Source organism: Humidesulfovibrio sp., from assembly GCF_030689645.1.
Lineage (GTDB): Bacteria > Desulfobacterota > Desulfovibrionia > Desulfovibrionales > Desulfovibrionaceae > Humidesulfovibrio.
Genome location: NZ_JAUYFU010000084.1, coordinates 1 through 22,483, shown reverse-complemented (window position 1 = coordinate 22,483; position 22,483 = coordinate 1). Strand labels below are relative to the sequence as shown.

At 64.3% G+C, this 22,483-nt stretch carries 18 protein-coding genes and 1 pseudogene; 6 read left to right on the top strand and 13 right to left on the bottom strand.

Features of this window, described 5'->3' with window-relative positions:
* The first annotated feature begins 19 nt into the window (after positions 1-19).
* From Q8O35_RS11765 to Q8O35_RS11755, 3 genes are all read left to right on the top strand, one after another.
* On the top strand, positions 20-1,072 hold the full coding sequence (locus Q8O35_RS11765; RefSeq protein WP_305573517.1) for a radical SAM protein: 1,053 nt from the start codon (positions 20-22) through the stop codon (positions 1,070-1,072).
* A 715-nt stretch (positions 1,073-1,787) separates the two neighbouring features.
* Positions 1,788-3,230, top strand: coding sequence for an Rne/Rng family ribonuclease (locus Q8O35_RS11760; RefSeq protein WP_305573533.1), 1,443 nt, complete (start codon positions 1,788-1,790; stop codon positions 3,228-3,230).
* Positions 3,231-3,292: 62 nt separating this feature from the next.
* A complete protein-coding gene (locus Q8O35_RS11755; protein WP_305573515.1) occupies positions 3,293-3,886 on the top strand; it encodes an epoxyqueuosine reductase QueH in 594 nt (197 codons plus the stop codon).
* 78 nt (positions 3,887-3,964) lie between these two features.
* Here the strand turns inward: Q8O35_RS11755 and Q8O35_RS11750 are convergent, their stop codons facing one another.
* On the bottom strand, positions 3,965-4,549 hold the full coding sequence (locus Q8O35_RS11750; protein WP_305573512.1) for a TIGR00730 family Rossman fold protein: 585 nt from the start codon (positions 4,547-4,549) through the stop codon (positions 3,965-3,967).
* Between the two features lie 35 nt (positions 4,550-4,584).
* A complete protein-coding gene (locus Q8O35_RS11745) occupies positions 4,585-5,631 on the bottom strand; it encodes a MerR family transcriptional regulator (protein WP_305573510.1) in 1,047 nt (348 codons plus the stop codon).
* A gap of 370 nt (positions 5,632-6,001) precedes the next feature.
* Between Q8O35_RS11745 and Q8O35_RS11740 the strand changes: the two genes are divergently transcribed.
* The 3 genes from Q8O35_RS11740 to Q8O35_RS11730 all read left to right on the top strand — a co-directional run bounded on the left by Q8O35_RS11740 (position 6,002) and on the right by Q8O35_RS11730 (position 10,439).
* The gene (locus Q8O35_RS11740) at positions 6,002-6,793 is read left to right on the top strand and encodes a C40 family peptidase (protein ID WP_305573508.1); all 792 of its coding nucleotides are present in this window, start codon (positions 6,002-6,004) and stop codon (positions 6,791-6,793) included.
* A 9-nt stretch (positions 6,794-6,802) separates the two neighbouring features.
* Complete coding sequence (hemW, locus tag Q8O35_RS11735; RefSeq protein ID WP_305573506.1) at positions 6,803-7,990, top strand: radical SAM family heme chaperone HemW; 1,188 nt, start codon at positions 6,803-6,805, stop codon at positions 7,988-7,990.
* A 199-nt stretch (positions 7,991-8,189) separates the two neighbouring features.
* Entirely contained in the window at positions 8,190-10,439 is a 2,250-nt protein-coding gene (locus Q8O35_RS11730; RefSeq protein ID WP_305573504.1) for a vitamin B12-dependent ribonucleotide reductase, read from the top strand.
* Between the two features lie 357 nt (positions 10,440-10,796).
* Here Q8O35_RS11730 and Q8O35_RS11725 read toward each other — a convergent pair whose 3' ends face one another.
* From Q8O35_RS11725 to tmcD, 11 genes and pseudogenes are all read right to left on the bottom strand, one after another.
* Positions 10,797-12,701 carry a response regulator gene (locus Q8O35_RS11725; protein ID WP_305573501.1) on the bottom strand — a complete coding sequence of 635 codons (1,905 nt, stop codon included), beginning with the start codon at positions 12,699-12,701 and terminating at the stop codon, positions 10,797-10,799.
* A 118-nt stretch (positions 12,702-12,819) separates the two neighbouring features.
* Positions 12,820-13,179, bottom strand: a complete 360-nt coding sequence (gene divK, locus Q8O35_RS11720) for a DVU0259 family response regulator domain-containing protein (protein ID WP_305573499.1) — start codon at positions 13,177-13,179, stop codon at positions 12,820-12,822.
* Between the two features lie 18 nt (positions 13,180-13,197).
* Complete coding sequence (locus tag Q8O35_RS11715; RefSeq protein ID WP_305573497.1) at positions 13,198-13,659, bottom strand: response regulator; 462 nt, start codon at positions 13,657-13,659, stop codon at positions 13,198-13,200.
* A gap of 5 nt (positions 13,660-13,664) precedes the next feature.
* On the bottom strand, positions 13,665-14,606 hold the full coding sequence (locus tag Q8O35_RS11710) for a universal stress protein (protein WP_305573495.1): 942 nt from the start codon (positions 14,604-14,606) through the stop codon (positions 13,665-13,667).
* Positions 14,607-14,610: 4 nt separating this feature from the next.
* Complete coding sequence (locus Q8O35_RS11705) at positions 14,611-15,162, bottom strand: hypothetical protein (RefSeq protein ID WP_305573493.1); 552 nt, start codon at positions 15,160-15,162, stop codon at positions 14,611-14,613.
* Between the two features lie 121 nt (positions 15,163-15,283).
* On the bottom strand, positions 15,284-16,480 hold the full coding sequence (locus Q8O35_RS11700; RefSeq protein ID WP_305573491.1) for a sensor histidine kinase: 1,197 nt from the start codon (positions 16,478-16,480) through the stop codon (positions 15,284-15,286).
* Positions 16,477-18,813 carry an ATP-binding protein gene (locus tag Q8O35_RS11695; RefSeq protein ID WP_305573489.1) on the bottom strand — a complete coding sequence of 779 codons (2,337 nt, stop codon included), beginning with the start codon at positions 18,811-18,813 and terminating at the stop codon, positions 16,477-16,479. Before Q8O35_RS11695 ends, Q8O35_RS11700 begins: the two co-directional genes overlap by 4 nt.
* Positions 18,814-18,918: 105 nt before the next feature.
* Complete coding sequence (tmcA, locus tag Q8O35_RS11690; protein WP_305573488.1) at positions 18,919-19,296, bottom strand: acidic tetraheme cytochrome c3 TmcA; 378 nt, start codon at positions 19,294-19,296, stop codon at positions 18,919-18,921.
* 11 nt (positions 19,297-19,307) lie between these two features.
* On the bottom strand, positions 19,308-20,636 hold the full coding sequence (tmcB, locus tag Q8O35_RS11685) for an electron transfer complex ferredoxin TmcB (RefSeq protein WP_305573486.1): 1,329 nt from the start codon (positions 20,634-20,636) through the stop codon (positions 19,308-19,310).
* Positions 20,637-20,720: 84 nt separating this feature from the next.
* Positions 20,721-21,317, bottom strand: a pseudogene (tmcC, locus tag Q8O35_RS11680) (TmcC family electron transfer complex membrane anchor subunit); the annotation flags it as partial.
* Between the two features lie 21 nt (positions 21,318-21,338).
* On the bottom strand, positions 21,339-22,483 hold a 1,145-nt coding region (tmcD, locus tag Q8O35_RS11675; RefSeq protein ID WP_305573482.1), incomplete at its 5' end, for an electron transfer complex subunit TmcD.

Genomic DNA, 22,483 nt, shown 5'->3' with positions numbered 1-22,483 from the left:
CTGTGGAGGCGGAGCGGAAGTGGAACAGGGCGCATTGCGCTATGTATTTGGCCCGGTTCTGTCCGGGCGGCTGGGCCGCTCCCTGGGGCTGGACCTTCTCGGCTTGCGCGTGTGTTCCATGAACTGCGTGTACTGCGAGTCCGGGCGGCTTGAGCGCCTGACCCTTGAGCGCAAGGCGTATGTTCCGGCAGAGACGCTTTTGGACGAACTGCGCTCCTGGGAGGCGGCCAGGGCGGAGCGGGGCGAACCTTTGCCCGACGTGGTCACCCTGGGCGGCTTGGGCGAGCCTACGCTCAATTCGGATTTGCCCGCCATCATCGATGGGGTGCGCTGCATTTTGCCCGGCGTGCCCGTGGCCGTGCTGACCAACGCCAGCCTGATGATTGATCCGCAGGTGCGCGCCGAGCTGGCCAAGGCCGATATGATTCTGCCCAGCCTGGACTCCCTGGTGCCGGAGGAGTTCGCCCGCGTGAACCGGGGGCATCTGGGCCTTGATCCGGCGGCCATCGCCGAAGGTGTGCTGGCCTTCCGCCGGGAGAGCGGCGCCCTGCTGTTTCTGGAGGTGCTGTTGGTGGCGGGCGTCAACGACTCGGCCCGGAACCTTGAGCTGTTGACGCAGTATTGCGTCCGCTTGCGCCCAGACCGCGTGGACGTGACGACCCTGTCCCGTCCGGGCACCGAGGCCTGGGCGCGGCCTGTGGACGCGAAAACCTTGTCGCGCTGGCGCGAGACCCTGGGGCCCACCGCAGTTTCCTGCGACAGAGAACCCGCCGACGAACGGGCCAGGGTTGCAGGACGCGCGGAAAAGGGGCAAGAACATTCCGGGGGCATGTCCCTGCCCGAGGTCCGCGCGCGCATCCAGGCATCCCTGGTGCGCAGGCCGCAGACGGCGTTGCAACTCGCCAGCGCGCTTCTTGCGGAGCCCGCACTTGTGGAGCGCGCCCTGACGGAGCTTTTGGACCAGGGCCTGGCGGAGAAAGTCCGCCGGGACACCGCCGCAGCGGGGCTGGCGACCGACACCATCGGTGCAGCCGACGCGGCCGGGGAAGTCTATTACCAAGCGCGTGGCTGAAGACGCCACGGAAGGTCATGGCTCCGCCCCCCACGATCTGGACCTGCTGCCGCAGCGTGCGCGCAGGCCGAATTTCTGAAATTTTCTTATGGACCGAGGTTCTTTCATGACCGATTCCCACGACGACCGGCCTTCGGGTCAGGCTGATTCGCCCCAGACCCCTGCGGCCAAGCCCCAGACAGACGCAACATCTTCCGCCGACCACGGCAGCCAGGACCAGCCGGGCCAGGACGGGAAGCCCGCCAAGCGTTCGCGCGGCAGGCGCGGCGGCCGCGGCCGCAGGCGCAAGGACAAGCCGGACGGGCAGGAAGGCCAGCTTTCCGATCAGAACGCAGAACAGCACGTCGGCCAGCAGAATGGCCAGCCCCAAGAACAATCCAGCAGCAAACAACCCGGCCAGCAGGCGCGGCGGCCAGCCAACCCCCAGGCCCAGGCCATCGATGACGCCTACGGCGTCGGGGCCTCCGCCTTGACGATCGACTCTGGCGCGGAAGACGCCGTCAGGTCGGATCATGACGCCGTCGCCCAGGAGCCCAAGGCCAAGGGCCGCTCCCGCAGCCGCGGAAGGCGCTCCGGCAAGGCCAAGCCCGCAGCCGGGCCCGCCCAGGCCGAGGCTCCCGATGATCTTGACGCTCAGGACTTCTGCGAGGACGGCGTGGCCGAGGAGGCCGAGGCCCAGGGCAAGACGGTGGAGTGCAAGAAGAAACGCAAAAAGATGTTCATCGGCGTGCTCCCCGGCGAGCTGGTGGAGGTCGTCCTCACCGAGGATGGCGCAGTGCAGGAATATTACGTGGAGATGCTGCACCAGGCCAAGACCAAGGGCAATATCTATAAGGGCTACATCCACAACATCGACTCCGCCTTGCAGGCCGCGTTCATCAACTACGGCGCTGAGAGAAACGGCTTTCTGCAGGTGGACGAGGTGCACCCCGAATACTACCAGGGCTCCTATCCGCTCAAAAAGGGCCAGCGCTTCCCGCTGATCCAGAAGGTGCTCAAGTCCGGCCAGGAAGTGCTCATCCAGGTGGTGAAGGAGCCCACAGGCAAGAAGGGCGCCTTTGTCACCAGCTATCTTTCCCTGCCTGGCCGCTATTTCGTCTACACCTTGGGACGCGACCAGCAGGGCGTTTCGCGCAAGATTGAGGACGAGAAGGAGCGCGAGCGCCTGAAGGGCGTCATCGAGCAGATCTCCCCGCCTGAGGGCGTGGGGCTCATCGTGCGCACGGCGGGCATTGGCCGCGCCAAGACCGAGCTCATGCGCGACTACAAATATCTGCACCGCCTCTGGGGCGACATCCGCAAGAAGGTCCAGTCCGAGAAGGCCCCGGCCCTGGTGTACAAGGAGATGGAGCTTTCCGTGCGCGCTGCGCGCGACTATCTGACCCAGGAGGTCAGCGAGGTCTGGGTGGACGACCCGGACACCGCAGCGCAGATCCGCGAGTACGTGGCCCTGGCCTTTCCCAAGAGCCCGGACATGGTCAAGGTCCACACCGAGCACGACCGCACCCTGTGGGAGCGCTTCGGCCTCACCAAACAGGTGGAGCAGATCTATTCCCGCGAGGTCACCCTGCCCTCCGGCGGGCGGCTGGTGTTCGACCACACCGAGGCCCTCACCAGCGTGGACATCAACTCTGGTAAGATCGGCGGCGAGCAGAGCTTCGCCAAGATGGCGCTGAAGACCAACACCGAGGCCGCGCATGAAATCGCCCGGCAGCTGCGCCTGCGCGACATCGGCGGGCAGATCATCATCGACTTCATCGAGATGAAGGACGGCAAGCATCTGCGCGAGGTGGAGAAGGTCATGCGCCAGGCCCTCAAGATTGACCGCGCGCGCACCGACGTTTCCGGCATTTCGCCCTTTGGTCTCATGGAGCTGGTGCGCCAGCGCCTGGGCTCATCGGCCATCAGCGTGTCCACCGAGCCTTGCCCCTGTTGCGGCGGCACAGGCATCCGCCGCAACCTGGAGTGGCAGGCCATGCAGGCCATGAAGACCATCCACCGCCTGTTGCGCCGCCCTGGCTGCCCCAATCCGCTGCAGTTTCCCGTGGGCCAGGAGCTGGCCATCTACATGCTGAACAACAAGCGCGAGCTGCTCACGGAAATGGGCGCGCGCGTGGACACCCGCGTGGAGATCGTCGTGGACCCCAAGCTGCCCTAAGCAGCCATTTTCCTGCCCTGGGCGGGACGGTAGGCCGTCTCGCCCGGGCTGGAGCGCCCGCCATGAACAATGTCCCAACCAACGCCATCCTGCTTCACGCCTGTTGCGGGCCGTGCAGCATCACGCCCGTTCTGCGTCTGCGCGACCTGGGCCTGGAGCCGACGCTTTATTTCTTCAATCCGAACATCCATCCGCTGACTGAGTATCTGCGCCGCCGCGAGGGCGTCCTGGCCGTGGGCGAGCGCCTTGGCGTGCCGGTGCTCCTGCCGGACCAGGCCGACCCTGCCGATGCCGCGCCGGACGTCTGGCTGCTGGCCGTGGCCGCCCTTGGCCCGGACATGGCCGACATGGCCCGGCGCTGCCCGGTCTGCTACGACCTGCGCTTGGCCCGAGCAGCGAGCAGAGCGCGGGAACATGGTTTTACGTGCTTCAGCTCCACCCTCCTGTACAGCAAGTACCAGAATCATCAGGCCATCCTTGATGCTGGCCACCGCCATGCCGGGCAGGGGCTGGACTTCCTGGGCGAGGACTTCCGGCCTGGCTGGAACGAGGGCGTTCGTCTGTCCAAGGAGTGGAACGTCTATCGTCAGCCCTATTGCGGCTGCGTCCTTTCCGAGCATGACCGCTACCGCAAGTCCATACTCCAAAAAGCGTGAGGCCGGGGAGCGCGTCCCCAGCCTCATCCGTTTCAAGCCTGCTTATCGCCGCGAGCGCGTCGGCTTTGTCTCTGCGCCCTACAGAATCTCTGGCCGTTCAATCCACTTGTTGACCACGGGCGCGACATAGCCGCCAAACAGCTCCAGCAGGGCGCCGGGTTCCGGTGCGCTGAGGAGCATGGAGCGGTGCGCGGGATGGATGAAGCCCTGGCTCACTGCGTTGTCCAGAAAGGCGCACAGGTTGCCGTAGTAGCCATTGATGTCCAGCAGCCCACAAGGTTTTTTGTGAAAGCCCAGCTGGCCCCAGGTGAGGATCTCGCAAAGCTCCTCCAGGGTGCCCATGCCGCCGGGCAGGGCGATGAATCCGTCGGACAGCTCGGCCATGAGCGCCTTGCGCTCGTGCATGGAGCCTACGATGTGCAGCTCCGTGAGGCCGGTGTGGGCGATCTCTTTGCGCTGCAGGGCTTCGGGGATAACTCCGATGACTTTGCCGCCAGCGGCAAGAGTGGCGTTGGCCAGCGCGCCCATGAGTCCCACGTTGGAGCCGCCGTAGACGCAGGTGATGCCGCGCCGTGCAAGCTCTGCGCCCATGTCCTGGGCTGCTTTGAGGTAGTCAGGCTTGGTGCCGGGGTTTGAGCCGAGAAAAACGCAGACGCGCCGCATGGAATACTCCTCTTGACTGTGGAAGGTGGCAGGGGTCACGCCAACTGGTCGCGCAGCTGGCGGAAAATTTCCTGGAGTTGCATCGGGGTGGCCTCGGCCTCGTTGATGCGCATGCGCCGGATGAGGCCCACGAGGTTGCCGCGCGGGGTGGTGGTGCGTTCGAAGAGCATCTCGCGATTTTGGGCGCGGCCCAGAGGAATGGCGCAGGTCCAGGAATCGGGAGATTCCTGGAACCAGCTGGCCGGTGCGGCGCCCTCGGGCGAGAGCACGTCCACCAGTCTGCGCACGCTCTGGCCGCCGGGCAGGCCCAGGAAATCCCCGCGGTCGGAACGGATGACGGCGGGCAGATCCAGGAAGGCCGGGTCCGGCGCGCAGGGTTCGGCAAAGTGCGGTTCGGGCTTTGGCTCCCGCCCCAGGGCGTAGGAGGCCAGCGGTCCGGCTGGGCCATGCACAGTGACGATTTTGCGCGCAGTGAGCACGGTTTCGACGCTGCCTGGCGCAGGAGCGTCGGCTGGCTTCTCCTCCGGTTCTGGCGAATCCTTTGGCGCAGAAACGTGGCTGGGCGGCGCGACGGCCGCTGTCGGCGCGGCAGCCGGAGCCGGGCTGGTCCGAGCTGAGCGCAACTCGCCCAGCAGTTCGGCGATGAGCGCCTTGGACGCGGCCTCCAGGGTGGACAGGTTGCGCACCTCGGCCTCCAGTTGCTCCATGCGCTGGCGCGCAAGATCTTGGGCCTTGGCCAAGGTCTCGATGCGGTTTGCGAGTTCCTGGTCTCCTTCCCCTCGGCTCTCTTGCGCTCCGCCTTGACGGCGGGGGTTGCTGGTGATCGATAAGCGACGATTGTGGGGATACTCTTTAAACTCAAGCTTTAGCCGTTGCGTAGTTTGTTGGATTGATAAGCCGTCAGCGAAGAGGTCGCGAATACGCAGGCAGACGCTCAAGGATTCCGGGTGCAGGCGCACAGGCTTCCCCTCACGCGCCACAGGCAGAAAGGTCGGGAATTTGCTGCGGTAGCTCTTGATGGTCGTTTCCGACACGCCAAGGGCCTTGGACAGATCCCGGTGCGTGTAGCTTTGCGCGTCCATGTAGAATCCCTTGCGGCCTTGCCGCGTAAAATCGACGCTTGCCGATACGGAATGCAATTGATTGCTGCATCGCGATTTCAGCCTTCTCGATAGCCTGGCTTGGTCGCATCGTCAAGGATCGGCGCGCAGGGGGGCGGCAAGGCGTGCACGCGCCCGCAGCTCGTTTGGAGCGCGTATTTTTCCCTTGGCTCGGAGGGGGAAATCTGGCTATAACTCCCCGAACCGCGCTCTGGCGCCGCCCTCTCTCCTTCCCGCCGCAATCCTGGCGGGCCTGCGGCCTGGACCCGGATTAATGCCGCCCCGCGCCATTCTCGGCATTTCACAGCGGGCAGGCTTGCGGCCACGTGGCCCCAAGGAGCAGCGTCTGATCGTGATTGTACCCCCCCGCAGGCCAGCAGCCCGCATCCATGCCGCCCTGGCCAGGTTCTTCCGGCCCACGCGCATTTTGTGCCTTCTGGCCGGAGTGCTGGTGCTTGCCGCCTGTGCGCCTGTTTCGTTGCCCGTGCGCTCGTCCTTCGCCGATCCTGATCCCATCCTGGCCGAGAATTCGGACCTGCTGGCCGAGCAGAACCTGCCAGGTTCCGAACGCTATCAGGTCACCCCGCCCAGGGAGTTGCCTGGCCCCTTGCCTGGCCGCGTGCCCCTGGCCCCTCCGGGCAGGCCCGGCAACCTGCGCCTGCCCGGTCTGGCTGAAGCTCCGCCGCGTGCCACGGACATCCCCGAATTTCCCACCTTGGATGACCTTGAGGTGGAGGCCCGCCTGGAGCGCTTGGCCAAGCTGCCGCCGTCCCTTGGCCTCGATCTGGTGCGCACCGGCTTGACCCAGAAGGGCCGCCGCTACCGTCGCGCCGGCACCTCGCCCGTCACCGGATTCGACTGCTCCGGCTTCACCCAGTGGACCTTCCGCCAGCACGGTTTGAGCCTGCCGCGCACGGCTCAGGAGCAATACAACACGGGCATCCGCATCGGCACCAGCGAGCTGCGCGCTGGAGATCTGGTGTTCTACAAGATCAACCGCCGTGGCCGCTGGCACGTGGGAATCTACATGGATGACGACGTGTTCGTGCACAGCCCCCGGCCCGGCCGCGGCATCTCCGAGGCCAACATGAAGGACGGCTACTGGGCCAAACGCTATCTGGGCGCCCGCCGCTACACCCGTTAGCTGGGCCGCATGAGCGCCCGGGCCTCCCTGTATGTGCACGCGCCCTTTTGCAGGGCCAAGTGCCGCTACTGCGCCTTTTTCTCCGCACCCACCGGAGCCGCCGGCCCGGAGCCGCGCGCCCTGTCCCGCTACCTGACCTCCCTTGAGGCCGAGATGGATCGTCAGGCCCAGATCTTTGGCCGCGTGTCTGCCTCAACCCTGTTCTTTGGCGGAGGAACTCCGAGCCTGCTGGGGATCGATGCCTTGGCGCGCATCATGTCCGCCCTGCGCCAGCGCTTTGATTTGGCCCCGGACGCCGAGGCGACCCTTGAGGCCAATCCGGACTCGGCTGCGCCGGAGTTTTTGCGCGCCGCGCGGAGCCTTGGCGTGAACCGACTGAGCCTTGGTGTGCAGAGTCTGGACGATGCGGCGCTGGGAGCCCTTGGCCGCGCGCACGATTCAGCCCAGGCCAGGGCCGCCTTTGCCTCGGCGCGCGATGCCGGGTTTGAAAACATCGGCCTTGACCTGATCTTCGGCTTGCCGGGGCAGGGAGTGGAAGGCTGGCTGGACACCCTGCGTCAGGCCATCGCCCTGGGGCCGGAGCATCTGTCCTGCTACGGCCTCACCGTGGAGCCGGGCACGCCCCTGGCTGCGGATGTGGCCGCCCTGGCTGCGTTACCCGACGAGGACGCCCAGGCCGAGATGTTTTTGCGAGGGTCAAAACTGCTGGAGGCCGCGGGCTACGAGCATTACGAGATCTCGAATTTCGCGAGGCCGGGCCGTCGCTGCGGCCACAACATGGCCTGCTGGCGCGGCGAGGACGTATTGGGCTTCGGGCCTTCTGCTGCATCTACCATGACGTCTTCGGGAACCCCTGCGCGCTGGGCCAATCCGGCAAGCCTCGAAGACTGGGAGACCCTTGTGCTTTCGGGGCTGGCAGGCCAGTCTGGGCGCGAGGAACTGACCGTGGAGATTCGCGCTCAGGAGGCGCTCATGCTGGGCCTGCGCACCGCTGACGGCCTCCATTTGCCCGCCCACGCCGCTGCCACAGGGCTTGATCTACGCCTCAGCCATGCGGGCCTGCTGGCCCAGCTGGAACGCGTCGGGCTGGTGCTGCTCGAGCCAGAGCGCCTGTGCCTTACGCGGACTGGAATGCTGGTGTCCAACAGCGTCATCCGCGCACTGGGCTTTGAGTCCAAGTCAGAGAATCTTTCCTGATTGCGCAGAAAATGGTCGCCTGGGAAGCCTTGGCCTCTGCGGGTTTTCAGGACTACCCCTTGCGCCGCCTTGACTGCCGGTGCCTGGATATTTCTAGAGTATCTTGATACTACGCATACACGATCGACACTCGCCGGATTTTCCTGCATATCTTGATAATTCAAAAATCGCGAACCCTAAACCGCGTAAGGAAACCTCAATGACCATGACGCCCATGCCTGCCGATCTGACCGATGTTATCCTGAATGACAACGCTAAGGTGGTGCTTGCGCGCCGCTATCTGCGCAAAGGCCCGGACGGCAAGCCCTATGAGCTGCCCACAGAGCTGTTCTGGCGCGTGGCGGCCAAGATCGCCGAGCAGGAGGCCAATTTCAAGGGCGGAAAAAGCAAGGTGGCCGCGCGGGCGCGCGAATATTACGATCTGCTGACCAGCTTCAAGTTCCTGCCAAATTCGCCCACCCTAATGAACGCGGGCACGGATCTGGGCCAGTTGGCCGCCTGCTTCGTGCTGCCCGTGGGCGACAGCATCGAGGAGATCTTCGACGCGGTGAAGCATGCCGCGCTGATCCATAAATCCGGCGGCGGCACGGGATTCTCCTTCTCTCGCCTGCGCCCCACGGATTCCCGCGTGGGCAGCACCGGCGGCGTGGCTTCAGGCCCGCTTTCCTTCCTGCGGATCTTCAACACCGCCACCGAGCAGATCAAGCAGGGCGGCACCCGGCGCGGCGCCAACATGGGCATTCTGCGCGTGGACCACCCGGACATCCTGCGCTTCATCAAGGCCAAGGAGCGCGAGGGCGAGCTCAATAATTTCAACCTCTCCGTTGGCCTCACCGAAGCCTTCATGAGGGCCGTGGAAAAGGACGAGGAGTATGACCTCGTCGCCCCGAACAACAAAGAGGTTCGCGACCGTCTGAAGGCGCGCGAGGTCTTCGCCATGCTGGTGCAGAAGGCCTGGGAGTCCGGCGATCCGGGCATGGTCTTCCTCGACCGCATCAACCGCGACAATCCCACCCCGCTCCAGGGCGAGATTGAGGCCACCAACCCCTGCGGCGAGCAGCCGCTTTTGCCCTACGAGGCCTGCAACCTGGGATCCATCAACCTGGCGCTGTTCTACGACAAGAACGCCCGCGAAGGCATCGACTGGGAGTCCCTGCGCACCGTCATCCACCAGAGCGTGCGCTTCCTCGACAACGTCATCGAAGCCAGCGTGTACCCCTTGGCGCAAATCACCGAGATGGTGCGCACCAACCGCAAGATCGGCCTGGGGCTCATGGGCTTCGCCGACCTTTTGTACCAGCTGGGCGTGGCCTACGACTCCCAGGAGGGCGTGACTCTGGCCGAGCGCCTCATGGCCTTCATCCAGGACGAGAGCAAGCTGGCCAGCAAGGCCCTGGCCGACGAGCGCGGCCCCTTCCCGGCCTTTGAGGGCAGCACCTTCGCCGCCAAGAAGCAGGGCCCCTACCGCAACGCCACGACCACCACCATCGCGCCCACGGGCACCCTGTCCATCCTGGCGGGCTGCTCTTCCGGCATCGAGCCCCTGTTCGCACTCAGCTTTGTGCGCAACGTCATGGACGGCGACAAGCTGGTTGAGGTGAACCCCTACTTCGAGGCCGCCCTCAAGGATGCCGAGGCTTACAGCCCCAAGCTCATGGAAGAGGTGGCCAAGATCGGCACCATCCGCGACGTGGAGTACCTGCCTGCGGATATCCGCCGCGTGTTCGTCACCGCCATGGACATCGACCCCATCTGGCACCTCAAGATGCAGGCCGCCTTCCAGAAGTACACCGACAACGCCGTGTCCAAGACCGTGAACTTGCCCAACAGCGCCACCCAGGAAGACATCTGGGACATCTATTGGAAGGCCTACGAGTACGGCTGCAAGGGCGTGACGGTATACCGCGACGGCTGCAAGGCCAGTCAGGTGCTCTGCACAGGCGATGGCCAGGACAAGAAGGAGGGTGTTGAGGAGGAAGGCAAGCCTAAGACCGTGGTGCGCAAGCGCCCGGACATAGTGTACGGCTTCACCCAGAAGGTGGAAACCGGCCTGGGCGCGCTTTACCTGACCATCAACGAGCAGGACGGCAAGCCCTTTGAGGTCTTCGCCACCATCGGCAAGTCCGGCAAGTCCATCACGGCCAAGGCCGAGGCCATCGGGCGGCTGGTGTCCCTGGCCCTGCGCTCCGGCGTGGAGGTGCGCGACATCGTGGAGCAGCTCAAGGGCATCGGCGGCGAGCACCCCAAGTTCCAGAAGAAAATCCTGTTGCAGTCCATCCCCGACGCTGTGGCCTGGGTGCTGGAGAACCGGTACATGATCGGTGAGAAGCACGTCAGCAGCCACGCAAACGCCCTGAATAAGGAAACCTGCCCGGACTGCGGCGAGCTGCTGACCTTCGAGGAAGGCTGCAACTGCTGCAAGAGCTGCGGCTACACCAAGTGCGGCTAGGCTGACCACAGGGCCTTGCCCCTGCGCTTCCCCCAGAGGGTCTTGACGCTCCTCTGACTCCCCAAGGGGAGTGAAGGGCGGCCTGGCCCAGACCAACGCGCTAATTCGCGGCGCAGGAGACGTGACGCTTACTGTCTGTCCCCTGCGCCGGTTTCATTTCCAGCCTGCGCCATTTCCGAAAGCCGCCTGCTGCTGCGCCGTAAACGCGCCTCTCCAAGACCTTGCCCGCACCTCCGCAAGCGAAGGGCCAGGGACGAGTTCTGCTCGTCCCTGGCCCTTCGCTTGCCTTGAGGGGGGCTGGGGGGGAATCATTCCCCCCCAGAAAAAAAATCTCCCCTCTTGCCGGTCTTCCCCCGCCTACTGTTCGCGCGGCACCCAGATTCTGAAGGTGGAGCCTTGTCCCGGCTCGCTGACCGCGCCGATGCGTCCGCCGTGCTGGTCCACGGCCTTCTTGGCGATGAAGAGCCCCAGGCCCGTGCCCCGCGAGCCCTTGGTGGAGAAGAACACGCTGAACAGCCGCGCCAGGGTGTCCGGCTGCATGCCTATGCCGTTGTCCTCGATCTCGAAGAACACGCCGCTGGCGTCTGGCCGGGCGCGGAAGCTGACCGTGTGCTCGGGCTTGGATTTGTCCTCCAGGCAGGCGTCCACAGCGTTTTCCAAAATGTTCACCAGGGCGGCGGAGAGCACCACCTCGTCCACGGAGAAGACGCCCAGGTTGGCGTCGATTTCGATGTTCAGCACCACGCCCAGTTGCTCGGCCTTGGGCACTACGGCTTCGGCCACCTGCGACGCGAGGTCGCGCGCATCCATGGAGCGCAGCTGGAGCTCGCGCTTTTTGGCGTAGAACAGGATGTCCAGCACCATGCCCTTGATGCGTCCGATGAGCCCGGTGACCTTTTCCCAACCGGACTGGACCATTTCCTGGTTGCCGGTGCGGAAGCCAGCGTTGACCTTGTACACGCCGCCGTCGAGGGCGGTGAGCAGGCCCTTGATGCCGTGGGACAGGGACGCGATGAGCATGCCGAGAGAGGCGAGATGGTCCTGCATGCGCGCCAGCTCGGTGATGTCCGTGGCCATTTCCATGACCCCTTCGATCTCGCCCAGGGCGTTTCTGATGGGGGCTGTCCAGACTACGACGTTGACGGTCTGGCCGTCCTTGCCGCGCACGGTGAGTTCGCTCTGGTGCGGCTGGCCGTCCTCAAAGGTCTTGAGGGTGGGGCAGCCGAAGCAGGGGCGGTCGTTGCCGCAGTAGGCCTGATAGCACAGCCCGCCGGTGGCCGGGCCGAATTCCTGGCGGAAGCGGCGGTTGGCCGCCTGGATGCGCAGATGGCGGTCCTGCACGGTGATGAAGCAGGGGGCTTCGTCGAAGAGCTGCTGGTAGCGCTGGCGGGTGGTGCGCAGTTCGTCCTGCAGGCGCTGCACTTCGCTGGCTTCCACCAGGATCTCCAGCACCAGGTCCACCTGTCCGTTTGCGCTGTGGATGGGCGCCGTATGCACGGTGACGGCGGTGAGGGACTCCTCAGGCCCGAAAAGTCCCTCGCGGCTCTTTTGGCCCTGGCCTGTGCGCAGGGTGCGCGCTACGGGGCTGTCCAGACCTTCGCCCGCAGCTCCGGCGTAGATGGCGAAGCCCGGCTGTCCCACGCGGTCGCCCAGGCGCTCGCGGTACAGGCGGTTCACGGAGATGACGCGCTGGTCGCGGTCCTGAATGGACACGAGGCAGGGCAGGGCGTTGAACATGGCGAATTCGCCGGCCACCTCGCCGGCCAGCCCGCCCATGGCCTGGGTCAGGCCCTCCACGGCCTCTTTGGCGGCGCTTTGGCGCTCCAGGCCCACGAGCTTTTCGGACTGCTGGCGCACCAGCTCTTCGAGGTTTTCCGTATAATGGCGCATGCGGCTTCGCATGGCGATCTTGTCCGCCGCGCGCTTGAGCGCGATCTCCAGCACCTCCGGACCGGCGGGCTTGGAGATGAAGTCGCAGGCGTCGAGCTTGAGGCCCTGCACGGCCACGTCCATGTCTCCGTGGCCGGTGACCAGGATGACCTCGGTGTCCGGGCTCTCTTCCTTGATGCGGCGCAGCAGCTCAAGTCCGTCCATGCCGGGCATGCGGATGTCGGTGAGGACCACGGGAGGCCGTTCGCGGCGAAAGACCTCCAGGGCCTCGTCGCCGTTGGCGGCCAGATGCACCTTGTGGCCCATGTCGGCCAGGGTGATGCCCACAACCTTGCGGATGCCGGCTTCGTCGTCGACTAAGAGTACGTCCATGCACATCTGGCCCGCTCCTGGCGCGTGCTGCCGCCTTATGGGCGCGGCGCATGCTCTCTATGGGAAGAGCCTAACGCAATCCGCCCCGAAAGGGGAGGGGGGAAACGCCCGGGCGGCCCTAGGGCTTGCCGATGGTTTTTTCCACGATTTCGAGAACCTGTGCAGGTTCGAAAGGTTTGCTCACCGTGGCCACGGCTTTGCGGATGGCCAAGTGGATGCCCGCCAAGCCGCTGATGACGATGACCGGGAGATCCTTGAACTCGGGCTTCTGGCTGAACTTGCGGTAGAAGCGCGGACCCCATTCCTCGGGCATTTCCAGGTCCAGGGTGAGCAGGTCCGGGCGTTCGCGCTCCAGCATTTCCATGGCCCCCTCGCCGCCCTCGGCGGAGCAGGTCTCGTAGCCCTTTTCCTTGAAGATGGACACGAGATACTCAACGATATCCGGGTCGTCGTCCACAACCATGATTTTCTTGGCCATGTCACGCCTCCTTGGGTTCTACGTTGGGGGGGCCACGCCGGGGGACCGCTGCGCTTCCGCGCCTGAGCCCAATATCCGCTGCGCCTCGCGCAGCAGCAGTTCCGCCGTGGGCGGCTTTTCCACATAGCCGTCGGGACCGGGAATAGCTGGACCCGCGGCGTTCGCCGTCTGCAAAAGGGCCAGGGAGTGCCGGAAGGTCGCGCCCTCGATGGCCGAGACAACCAGCACCCTGGTGTCCTTGAGCTCCGGGTCGGCCCGCAGCTCCGTCAAAAAGCGGATGCCTCCCTGGTTCGGCATCATCAGATCCAGGCTTACGAGGTGGGGCCGGAACTCTCGAAGTTTCCGCAGCCCCTCCTCGCCGTCCCTGGCCGTGGCCGTTTCATACCCGGCGGAGTCGAACACCGCCTTGATGAACAGGCGCAGGTGCATTTCGTCATCGACGACGAGCACCCGGCCCAGGGCTGCTGCGCCCCCGGCCATATCCGCTACTCGCCAGCTCGCGGCGGTCCGTAGGGGCTCACGTCCACCTTGTCTGGGTGGTTCACGCTCAAAACCGGGCAGGCCGAGCGCAGCACGACCTGTTCGATGGTGCTGCCGAGCATGGCCTTTTCAGGGTCAACATCCTTGGTGTGGTGCGCCATGACGATGAGGTCGGACTTGTTCTCACGCGCGTACTTGAGCACTTCGACGTGGGGATTGCCCTCGCGCAAGGCGATGACGTAGTTGTCGAAGTCGCCCATGTTGGCCACGTACTTGTCCTGGATCTTCTTTTCAGCGACGGCCAGCTGCTGCTCGATGTAGGCCTGGCCGGGCTCCTGCTCGCCTCCCAGGTCGACGCAGTGGAACACGTGCAGGCGGCAGCCGATTTCCTTGGCCACGTTGCGAGCGAACTGGAAGGCGTAGTCGGAAGGCTTGCTGAAGTCTGTGGCGACCACGATATTGGCGAAGTAGGACCAGCAGGTGACGCAGGGTCGGCTGACGATGAGCACAGGACAGCGGGCGCTCTTGGCCACCTTCTGCATGGTGCTGCCCGCGATGATGCGGTGGCGCATGGCGCCAACGTCTTCGGCCCTGGTGTGCGCGCCCATGACGATGAGGCTTGCGTCGTCCTTTCTGGCCTTGCGCAGGATCTCCGTGTGCGGCTCGCCGGTTGCGGTCTCGAAGTCGCAGGACGGATGGTCCTTGGCCAGCTTCTCATAGTACTGGGCCATTTCCTCCTTGACCAGGCTCACGAGGTTGTCGTCAACTTCCTCGCTTTCGCCGGTGCGCACGTCGCGGTAGGTGAGACCGAAGCCGCGGCTGGGCAGGCCGAAGACGTGGAACACGTTCAGACGGGAGCGGTTCTTGCGCGAAAGCTCGAAGGCCACGCGCGCGGCGTCGTCACAGGTGGAAGAGGCCGAGGTGGCGAAAAGGATCTTCTCAAACATGGGGCTACCTCCTTAATGCACACTCACGTGGTGTGCCGTGAAAAGCGAGCTGCCATAGGACGCCTTCAAAAAACTCAAACAGGTTGCAAACAGTTTCGAAGGAAAACTCGGCCACGCGGTCGCCAAAGACCACGTGCCGCAACTGCCCCAGCACCAGGGGCACATCCAGCAGCATCTCCACCTGCCAGCCCTTGATCTCCACATCCTCGCCGCCGCCCTCGCCGCTGGAAAGGCGGCCCCTGAGGGTGTGGTAGATCTCAAGCCGCGCCGGTCCGGGATGCCCGATCATCTCCACCACGCGCGAGAATTCAAGCTGCTCCAGCCCGGCTGGCCAGCAATCGGCCTTGGGCCAGGAGCCGGACTTCGCTGCGAACTCCGGGGCGAACTCCGACAGGCGCGCGAGCACCGGGTGGTCCACCAGCATGCGCATGAAGCTGCGCAGTGTGTATCCCGGGCTCAGGCTCACCCGTGCGCCTAGGGCCCGAAGAGGGTCTTCGATGCGCGCGCCGTGGTGATCTTGCAGCGAGCCGTCTGTTCCAAGTATGACATCGTTCATCTTACTCTACGTCCCTGGAGTGCTTTGCGGTGAATGATCGGAGAATACGAGTATCTTCTTATTTCATGTGGAGATTTGCGTCAACGTTGTACAGGTAAAACACGCAAAGAATAAAATCCTACTACAAAACTTTATTTTCATAGCGCCCTGGTATGAGAATAATGAATTCACTTCCGTTGTTTTTGCTGCTTGTTATATGGATGCTTCCGCCGTGTGCTTCCACGGTCTTCTTGGTGGTCATGAGGCCAAGGCCGCTGCCTCCCGCGCCCTTGGTGCTGAAGAACGCCGTGAACAGGCTGTCGCGGTCGGTTTCGGCAATGCCGCACCCGTTGTCCGCAACGGCGTAGCTGGCGCCGCCGCCAGGCAGGGACTCCACGCGCAGGGTGACGCATCCGCCCGGCTTGCCGCCGGCTTGCGCAGGGCCGAAGCCTGCGTCCACGCAAGCGTCGAGCCCGTTGCCCACAAGGTTCAGCAGGCAGCGGTGCAGGGCTTCGGCGTCGATCATCGCCAGGGGCAGCGGGGCAGGTGCGCCGCTCTGCAAAAAATCTTGCAGCACCAGCTTGAGTTCTATGCCCGCCGCCTCTGCCTGGGGCCGCAGCAGCTCTATCACCTGCCGGGCGGGCGCGGCGGGGTCCGTGGGCGCGGGGTGCAGGTCTTCGGGCCGGGCGAAGCGCAGCATGTCCAGCGACAGGCGCTTCAGCTTCTGCACGTTGGCCTCAAGCATCTCCCAGCCCTGCTCCAGATGCTCCCGGTGGTCCTTGTCCAGTCCTTGGCGCAGGAGGAACAGGCTTCCTTCAAGGCCGCTGGCCATGTTTTTGATGGCATGGGAAAGCCCGGCCACGGTCTGCCCAACCGCCGCCAGGCGTTCGGCGTTCAGAAGCTCGCGGGTCTTTTCCGCAACCAGGCGCTCCAGGTGTTCGGTGTGCTCGCGGATGGCCCGGCGCATGGCCCGGCGCTCACGGGCGCGGCTGAGGGCGATGTCCAGGGCGTCGTCGCTGATGGGTTTGGTGACGAAGTCCGCCGCGTCGAGTTTGATGCCTTGAATGGCAAGATCAATGTCGCCATGGCCGGTGATGAGGATGACCTCGGTTTCCTGGTCCAGGGCCTTGAGGGCCTGCAGAAGCTCCAGCCCGTCCATGCCGGGCATCTTGATGTCTGTTACGACAACGGGTGCAGGCTCTGCCCGGAACTGGGCCAGGGCGTCCTCTGCGCTCCCGGCGGTTCGCACCCGCCAGCCCGCGTCGGCCAGGGTCAGAGCCAGCACGCGGCGGATGCCTTCCTCATCGTCCACAAGCAGCAGGGAGAGTGCTTCGGTCATGCCCGCGTTCCTCCGTTCTCGCTGGAGTGGTCGCCCAGCACCGGCAGCTCGATGATGAACCGCGTTCCTTCTCCCGGCACGGACTCGGCGTGGATGGCGCCGCCGCAATCCTGGATGATGCCGTAGCTGATGGACAGGCCGAGGCCCGTGCCCTTGCCCACGCGCTTGGTGGTGAAGAAAGGCTCGAAAATCTTTTCCCTAACGCCGGTGGGGATGCCGCAGCCGGTGTCGGCTATCTCCAGGCGCACTTTTCCTCCGGCCAGCGCGGCCTTGAGGGTGATGCGCTTGGCGTCCCTCTGCCCTGGGCCGCCTTCGCCCGCCGCCGTCGGCTTTTCGCTCCATTTCTCGCTCCATTTCTCTTCAATGGCGTCGCGTGCGTTGATGAGCATGTTGATGAACACCTGCTCCAGCCTGCCAGCATCGGCCGTCACTGGCGGCAGGTCTGGGGAGATGTCCTCGACCACCTCGATTTCGCGCAGCTTGAGCTGCTGGCTGAAAATATCAAGGGCCCGGCGCAGGATGCCGCCCACCTCCACGGGCTCAAGCTTCATCTCCGGCTTGCGGCCAAACTCCCGCAGGTGGTTGATGATCTTGCTTGCCCGGTCCACATGGCCGTCGATCTCCAGGGTCAGGGTGCCCAGGATGTCCTTGGCCAGGTCCTCGCCGCGTTCGATCTTGCGGCGTATGAAGCTTGCTGCGGTTTTGATGACCGACAGGGGCTGGTTCAGCTCGTGGGCCATGCCTGTGGCCATTTCGCCCAGGGTGGCCATCTTGGAGGCCTGGATGAGCTGCTGTTCGGTCTCCAGGCGCTTGGTCATGTCGCTGGTGGTGACGAGAAGCACCTTCTGCCCGCTGAACTCGGAGGGCGACAGGCGCACGGTGACGAACAGCCTGCGGCCATCCTTGGCCACGTTGATGACGCGGTCATGCAGGCTCTTCTGGCGCAACTTGAGCCTGTAGGACTCGCGCTCATCCTCGCTGAAAAGCGACAGAAAGCTTTTGCCCAGCAGTTCGGAACGATCAAAGCCGTACACCGGCTTCACGGATTCGTTGCAATCCAGAATGGCCAGGTTGGCCTCGTCCAGCACGAACACCGGGTTCGGTATGTTCTTGAAAATGGCCAGATACTTGCGCTCGCTCTTTTCGAGTTTTTCCTCCAGCAGCTTGCGGCCAGTGATGTCCAGGCACATTTCCATGGCCGCCACCACTTCGCCCTCAGCGTTCTTGATGGGCGAGCTGGTGACCAGCCAGTGCCGAAGCGCGCCGTCCGCGTCGACGCCAGACTCTTCGCTGGTGTAGGAGCGGCCCGTCTCGAAGCTTTTCTCCACCGGGCACACGGGGCATTTTTCGCTCCTGCCCTTGTAGGCGTGGAAGCAGGTGTCGCCGGGCTTGGGGCGGAACTTCTCGCGGAATTCCTGATTGTAGCGCAGGAGCCGGAAATTTCTGTCCTGCACGGTGATGATGCAGGGCACCAGCGAGAAGAGCGTCTGGTACTCGTCGCGCTGGCGGTTCAGCTCAATCTGCTTGTCGCTGATGCTCCTGCCCATGCTCTCGATGGTGTGCACGAGGGTGCCCATTTCGTCGGGCTGGTCGATGTCGATTCTGGTGCACTGGCCGCCTTCGGCAATGTGCTGTGCTCCGGTGATGAGCTTTCTGATGGGGCGCATGACGAAGCGGCCCATGAACACTGAAATGGCTATGCCCATGCCCAAGAGCACGATGATGGTGAAGGCCACGCTGCGATTCTGGAAGGAGCTGATCTCCCGGTCCGTGGCTTCAAGGGAAAGCACCACGTCGATGGCGCCCAGGACCTTCTTGTCCGCAGGGTGGAAATGACAGCCCTCGGAGCAGCCTTCCTCGTTGTGGATGGGGCTGATGATCCCCAGGCGCCGCTGGCCGCTGGCGTCGCTGAAGATGCGCGTGCGGGTCTCCAGGGGCACATCCGGCGGCGGCGGGGTTGTCTGGTGGCATACATAGCAGGCCTGGCTCTTGATGTTCGTCACCGTGTCCACTTCGGAGCGGATGTTGGAGAACTTGATCTGCCCTTCTTTGTTGTAGATGCGCACGGCCTGGATGCCCGGCTGGGTGCCGATGTTGGTGATGATCTGGTTCAGGTCATCGCGTGAGTTGATCATCATGGCGTAGCGCGTGCCGAGCTTGATGGTGGTGCCAAGCCGATCGGCCTCGCTCACCGCGTAGCTCATGAGGATCTCTTCCTGGTGGGTGATGGCGAAATAGGACAGGGCGGCCACGCTCAACACCAGAGAGAGCCCCGCCGTGGCGATGAGCTTCAGGACCAGGCTCTTCTGGATGACGGTCCACGGGTTCTGCATGCCCTGTGCCCTCTGGGATCGGTCCGGCCTCATGCGGGGCCGGTCATTGCCCGGACCGGAGGCGCCAGGCTTGGAACTTCGCGCCTCCGGTCCGGGTGCTTGTCATCAGCGCTTGTGGCACTGGCCGCAGGCCACGGGGCCCTTGCCCTTGGCCTGGTGGCAGCCGATGCACTGTTTGTGGTAGGCCTTGGTCAGGGCGGTGCCTTTGCCCCCGGTCTTCAGCTTGTGGCAGTCTGCGCAGGGCGTGCCCTCGGTGGAGGCGCTCTTGTCCTGCTTGCCGTCTTTGCCGCCGTGGTGGCAGGCCACGCATTCTTCCAGCTTGGCCTTTTCGTTGTGCTGGTCGTGGTTGAACTGGGCCGCGGGGCGCGTGAGCTTGCCATAGGCCGCCGGGGCCAGGGTCTTCATGTCCTGCTGCGACAGCGCTCCCTGGGCAAAGGCCAGGATGAGGGCTGCGGCCAGCAGAAGCGGGAATGTGCGGTTCATTGCGTCCCCTCCTAGGCCTCGGGTTTTTCCATGCATTCGTAGATGATGTCGCTCAAGAACTTCAATTCCATTCCCAGCTTGTGATGGTGGATAATGTCGTGCAGGCCGCCGTGGCAGTTGTGGCAGGGGGTGATGACGGTCTTGACGCCCTTCTCCGCCGTGGCCGCCAACTGCTGGGCCTTGATTTCGTTTCCGGCCACGCGCTGGTTCTTGAACGGAGGCCCGCAGTTTATGACGCCGCCGCCCGCTGCGCAGCAGAAGTTGTGCTGCTTGTTCGGGCGCATTTCGATGATGTCGCCCTCCACAAGGAAGCGCGTCACCTCGCGCAGCTTGTCTTGCAGGCCGCGCCCGCGCACGATGTTGCAGGGGTCCTGGATGGTCACCGGACCTGGGAACTTCTTGGCCAGCTTGATCCTCCCCTCCTGGATGAGCTCCCAGTAGAATTCCACGGCGTGGATGACCGGCACCGGGTGCCAGCGCCAGCCCAGCCAGCGGTTGCCCACATCGTACACGCTGCGGAAGGCGTGGCCGCATTCGCCCATGACGATGCGCTTGACCTTGAGCTTCTGGGCGCTTTCAAAGTGCCTGCGCTTCAGCCGGCCCATCATTTCGAAGTCGCCGGTGAACATGCACATGTCCGAGTTGTCCCAGCCGGGCTCGGAGGGCATGGTCCAGTCCGCTCCGGCGGCGTGCAGAATGGCCGCCGCCTGGTAGATGAGCTGAGTGCGGAACTTGGGCTCCGGCGCGATGACCGAGTAGTAGATGTCCGCACCTTCTTTATCGAGGGGGATGCGCAGGCCGGGGAATTCCTCCCGCGCCTCGTCCTCCTGCCACATGAGCGAGTCGGTCCACTCGTCGTCCTTGACCCACATCTGATTCGAGGTGGCGCTGTGGCTGTGCGCTGTGTCCTGGATGTACTGCGGAGTGACGCCGAGCTTGTGGCAAATGCGCCGCACAGTGCTGATGATGTATGCAGTGTCTACGCCGATGGGGCAGAAGTGCACGCAGCGGCGGCACAGGTTGCATTCGGTATAGGCCAGTTGCGCCATGCCGTAAATAAACTCCGGGTCCACCTTGCCGCCGGTTCTGAGCAGCACTCCCATGGTCTGGTGCACCTTGCCCGCCGGGGTGAAGCTTGGGTCGTCGGGATGGGAAAGGGCGAAGTGGCAGGCCTCTGCGCACAGGCCGCAGCGCATGCAGGTTTCCGCATAGGCCTTGAGCCGCGCGCCGGTTTCGCCGGTTATGACGGCGCTGACGATTTTCTCGATTTTCTCCGGCGTGAGTTTGGAGACCCCCCGCCGCAGCCCCACATCTTCTATGAGTCGTTCTGCAATGCCCATGTATCGATCCTCCTTGGGGCGTTACCAGTCCTGCGCATGGCGCACGCCGCCGAACTCCGAGCCCATGTAGGCGCGGGTAAAGGCGGCGAAGACCATGTGGGAGAGACGGGTGAAGGGTATGGCCGCGAGCATGATCTCTCCGGCCACCACGTGCAGGATGATCATGAGATCGTAGTTCAGGGCCTGGTGGTAGGCCAGAAAGCCGGTGAGGAAGGGCGCCAGGACGATTGTGAGGGCCAGCCAGTCCTGCCCGGTGGTGATGTAGCGCACCTCTGGCTGCATTATCCTGCGCCCGGCGAAGTACAGGCAGGCGCCGATGACGACCAGGGTCATGATGTCGGCCACGTTGTCAGGCAGGGTGGCGTAGCTGATGCCGAAGAACTGGTCCCAAAGCATCACGTGTCCCACCAGGAAGATGGGCGTAAGGATGAGGCAGATGTGGAAGACGAAGGTGGCCACGGTCATGGCCGGGTTTTTGCGCCATCCCAGCGCGTTGAAGGGGATGAGCCAGTTCACGATGGAGCGCAGGGAAAAGCCCCAATCCATGAAGGCCATGGACGAGGCGTCCTTCTTTTTGGCCAGCTGGTACATGGAGTACAGCCGCCAGGCCGAGCCCAGGAGGAAGATCCCCCACGCGGCCCAGGCCAGCGGCCCGGTGACGAATTCATACGCGGCGTTCATATATGGTCCTCCTTGGCGGATTTACGCCTGGCCCACGTCGGCCACGATGCGCACGACGGAACCTTTGTCGATGCCGCGGATGAGCAGCTTCTTGCCGTCCGGGCTGAAGGTGGGCTCGAAGACCTGATCAAATTCACGGGAATAGGGGCGTCCGTTGACCACGATGGTCTGACGCTTGCCCTTGGCCACCTTGGCGGCCACATGCCCCCCTGCCGGACTGATGACCGGCTTCCAGGCCATGTCCCAGGTTCCGGCCCAGGCTTCTCCGTCCACCAGCACCTGCCAGTCGCGGTTTTCCACGCAGCCCAGTGCCGCCACGCGCACGCCGTCAGGTCCGCCATCGCGGCCGGTGACCAGGTCGGTGACCACTGGAAACTTGATGCCCCATGGCTTGCCGTTGACGGCCACGGTGAAGTCGCCGAACTCCGGGGCCACAATGGCCGCGATGTTCTTGCCGTCCTGGCTGATGACCTGGTGCCAGCACTGCACGAAGCGCGGCTCCCAGATGAGCTGCCCGTCCTGGGCCATGCCCCACAGCCCCTTCAACCGCACCGGAGCCACAACCTTGCCCGTTGCCGGGTTGAAGCGCGGCTCCCAGACGCAGGCGTAGATGTCGCCCCAGGTCTTGCCATCCACGGCGATGGTGTAGTCGTACAGGGTCAGGCGCACCTGGGCGGCCACGTGCTGCCCCTGCGCGTCAAAGGCCGGGGTCCAGCAGTTCATGAAGTTCGCGTCCCACTTCTGGCCGTTCACCGCCACGCCGAACACGCCGTTCTGGAAGGCCTCCAGGTCGGCGGGCTTGAGCGACTCCAACTGCACCACGGCGGCTGAGGCCTTGCCGTCCTCGGAGACCACGCACTGGCTGGCGTTCTCATACAGGGTGTCCCAGGTTACGCCGTCAATGCAGAGGCCATACTCGCCTCCAGCCTGCATGCAAGCCGCGATGACATCGCCGTTCTTTGAAAACTGTGTGCCCCAGAGGTAGTCGAAGCTCTCCTCCCAGGCCTCGCCGTCAACGGCCAGGGTCCACATGCCGTCCTGCTGGACCACGGCGGTGAAGCGGCCATCGGGGCTGAAGCGCGGATACCATGCTTTCTCGAAGGAGTTATCCCAGGGGGCGCCGTTGACGAATGCAGTGAAGCCGCCTTCCTCCAGGCAGGCCAAGG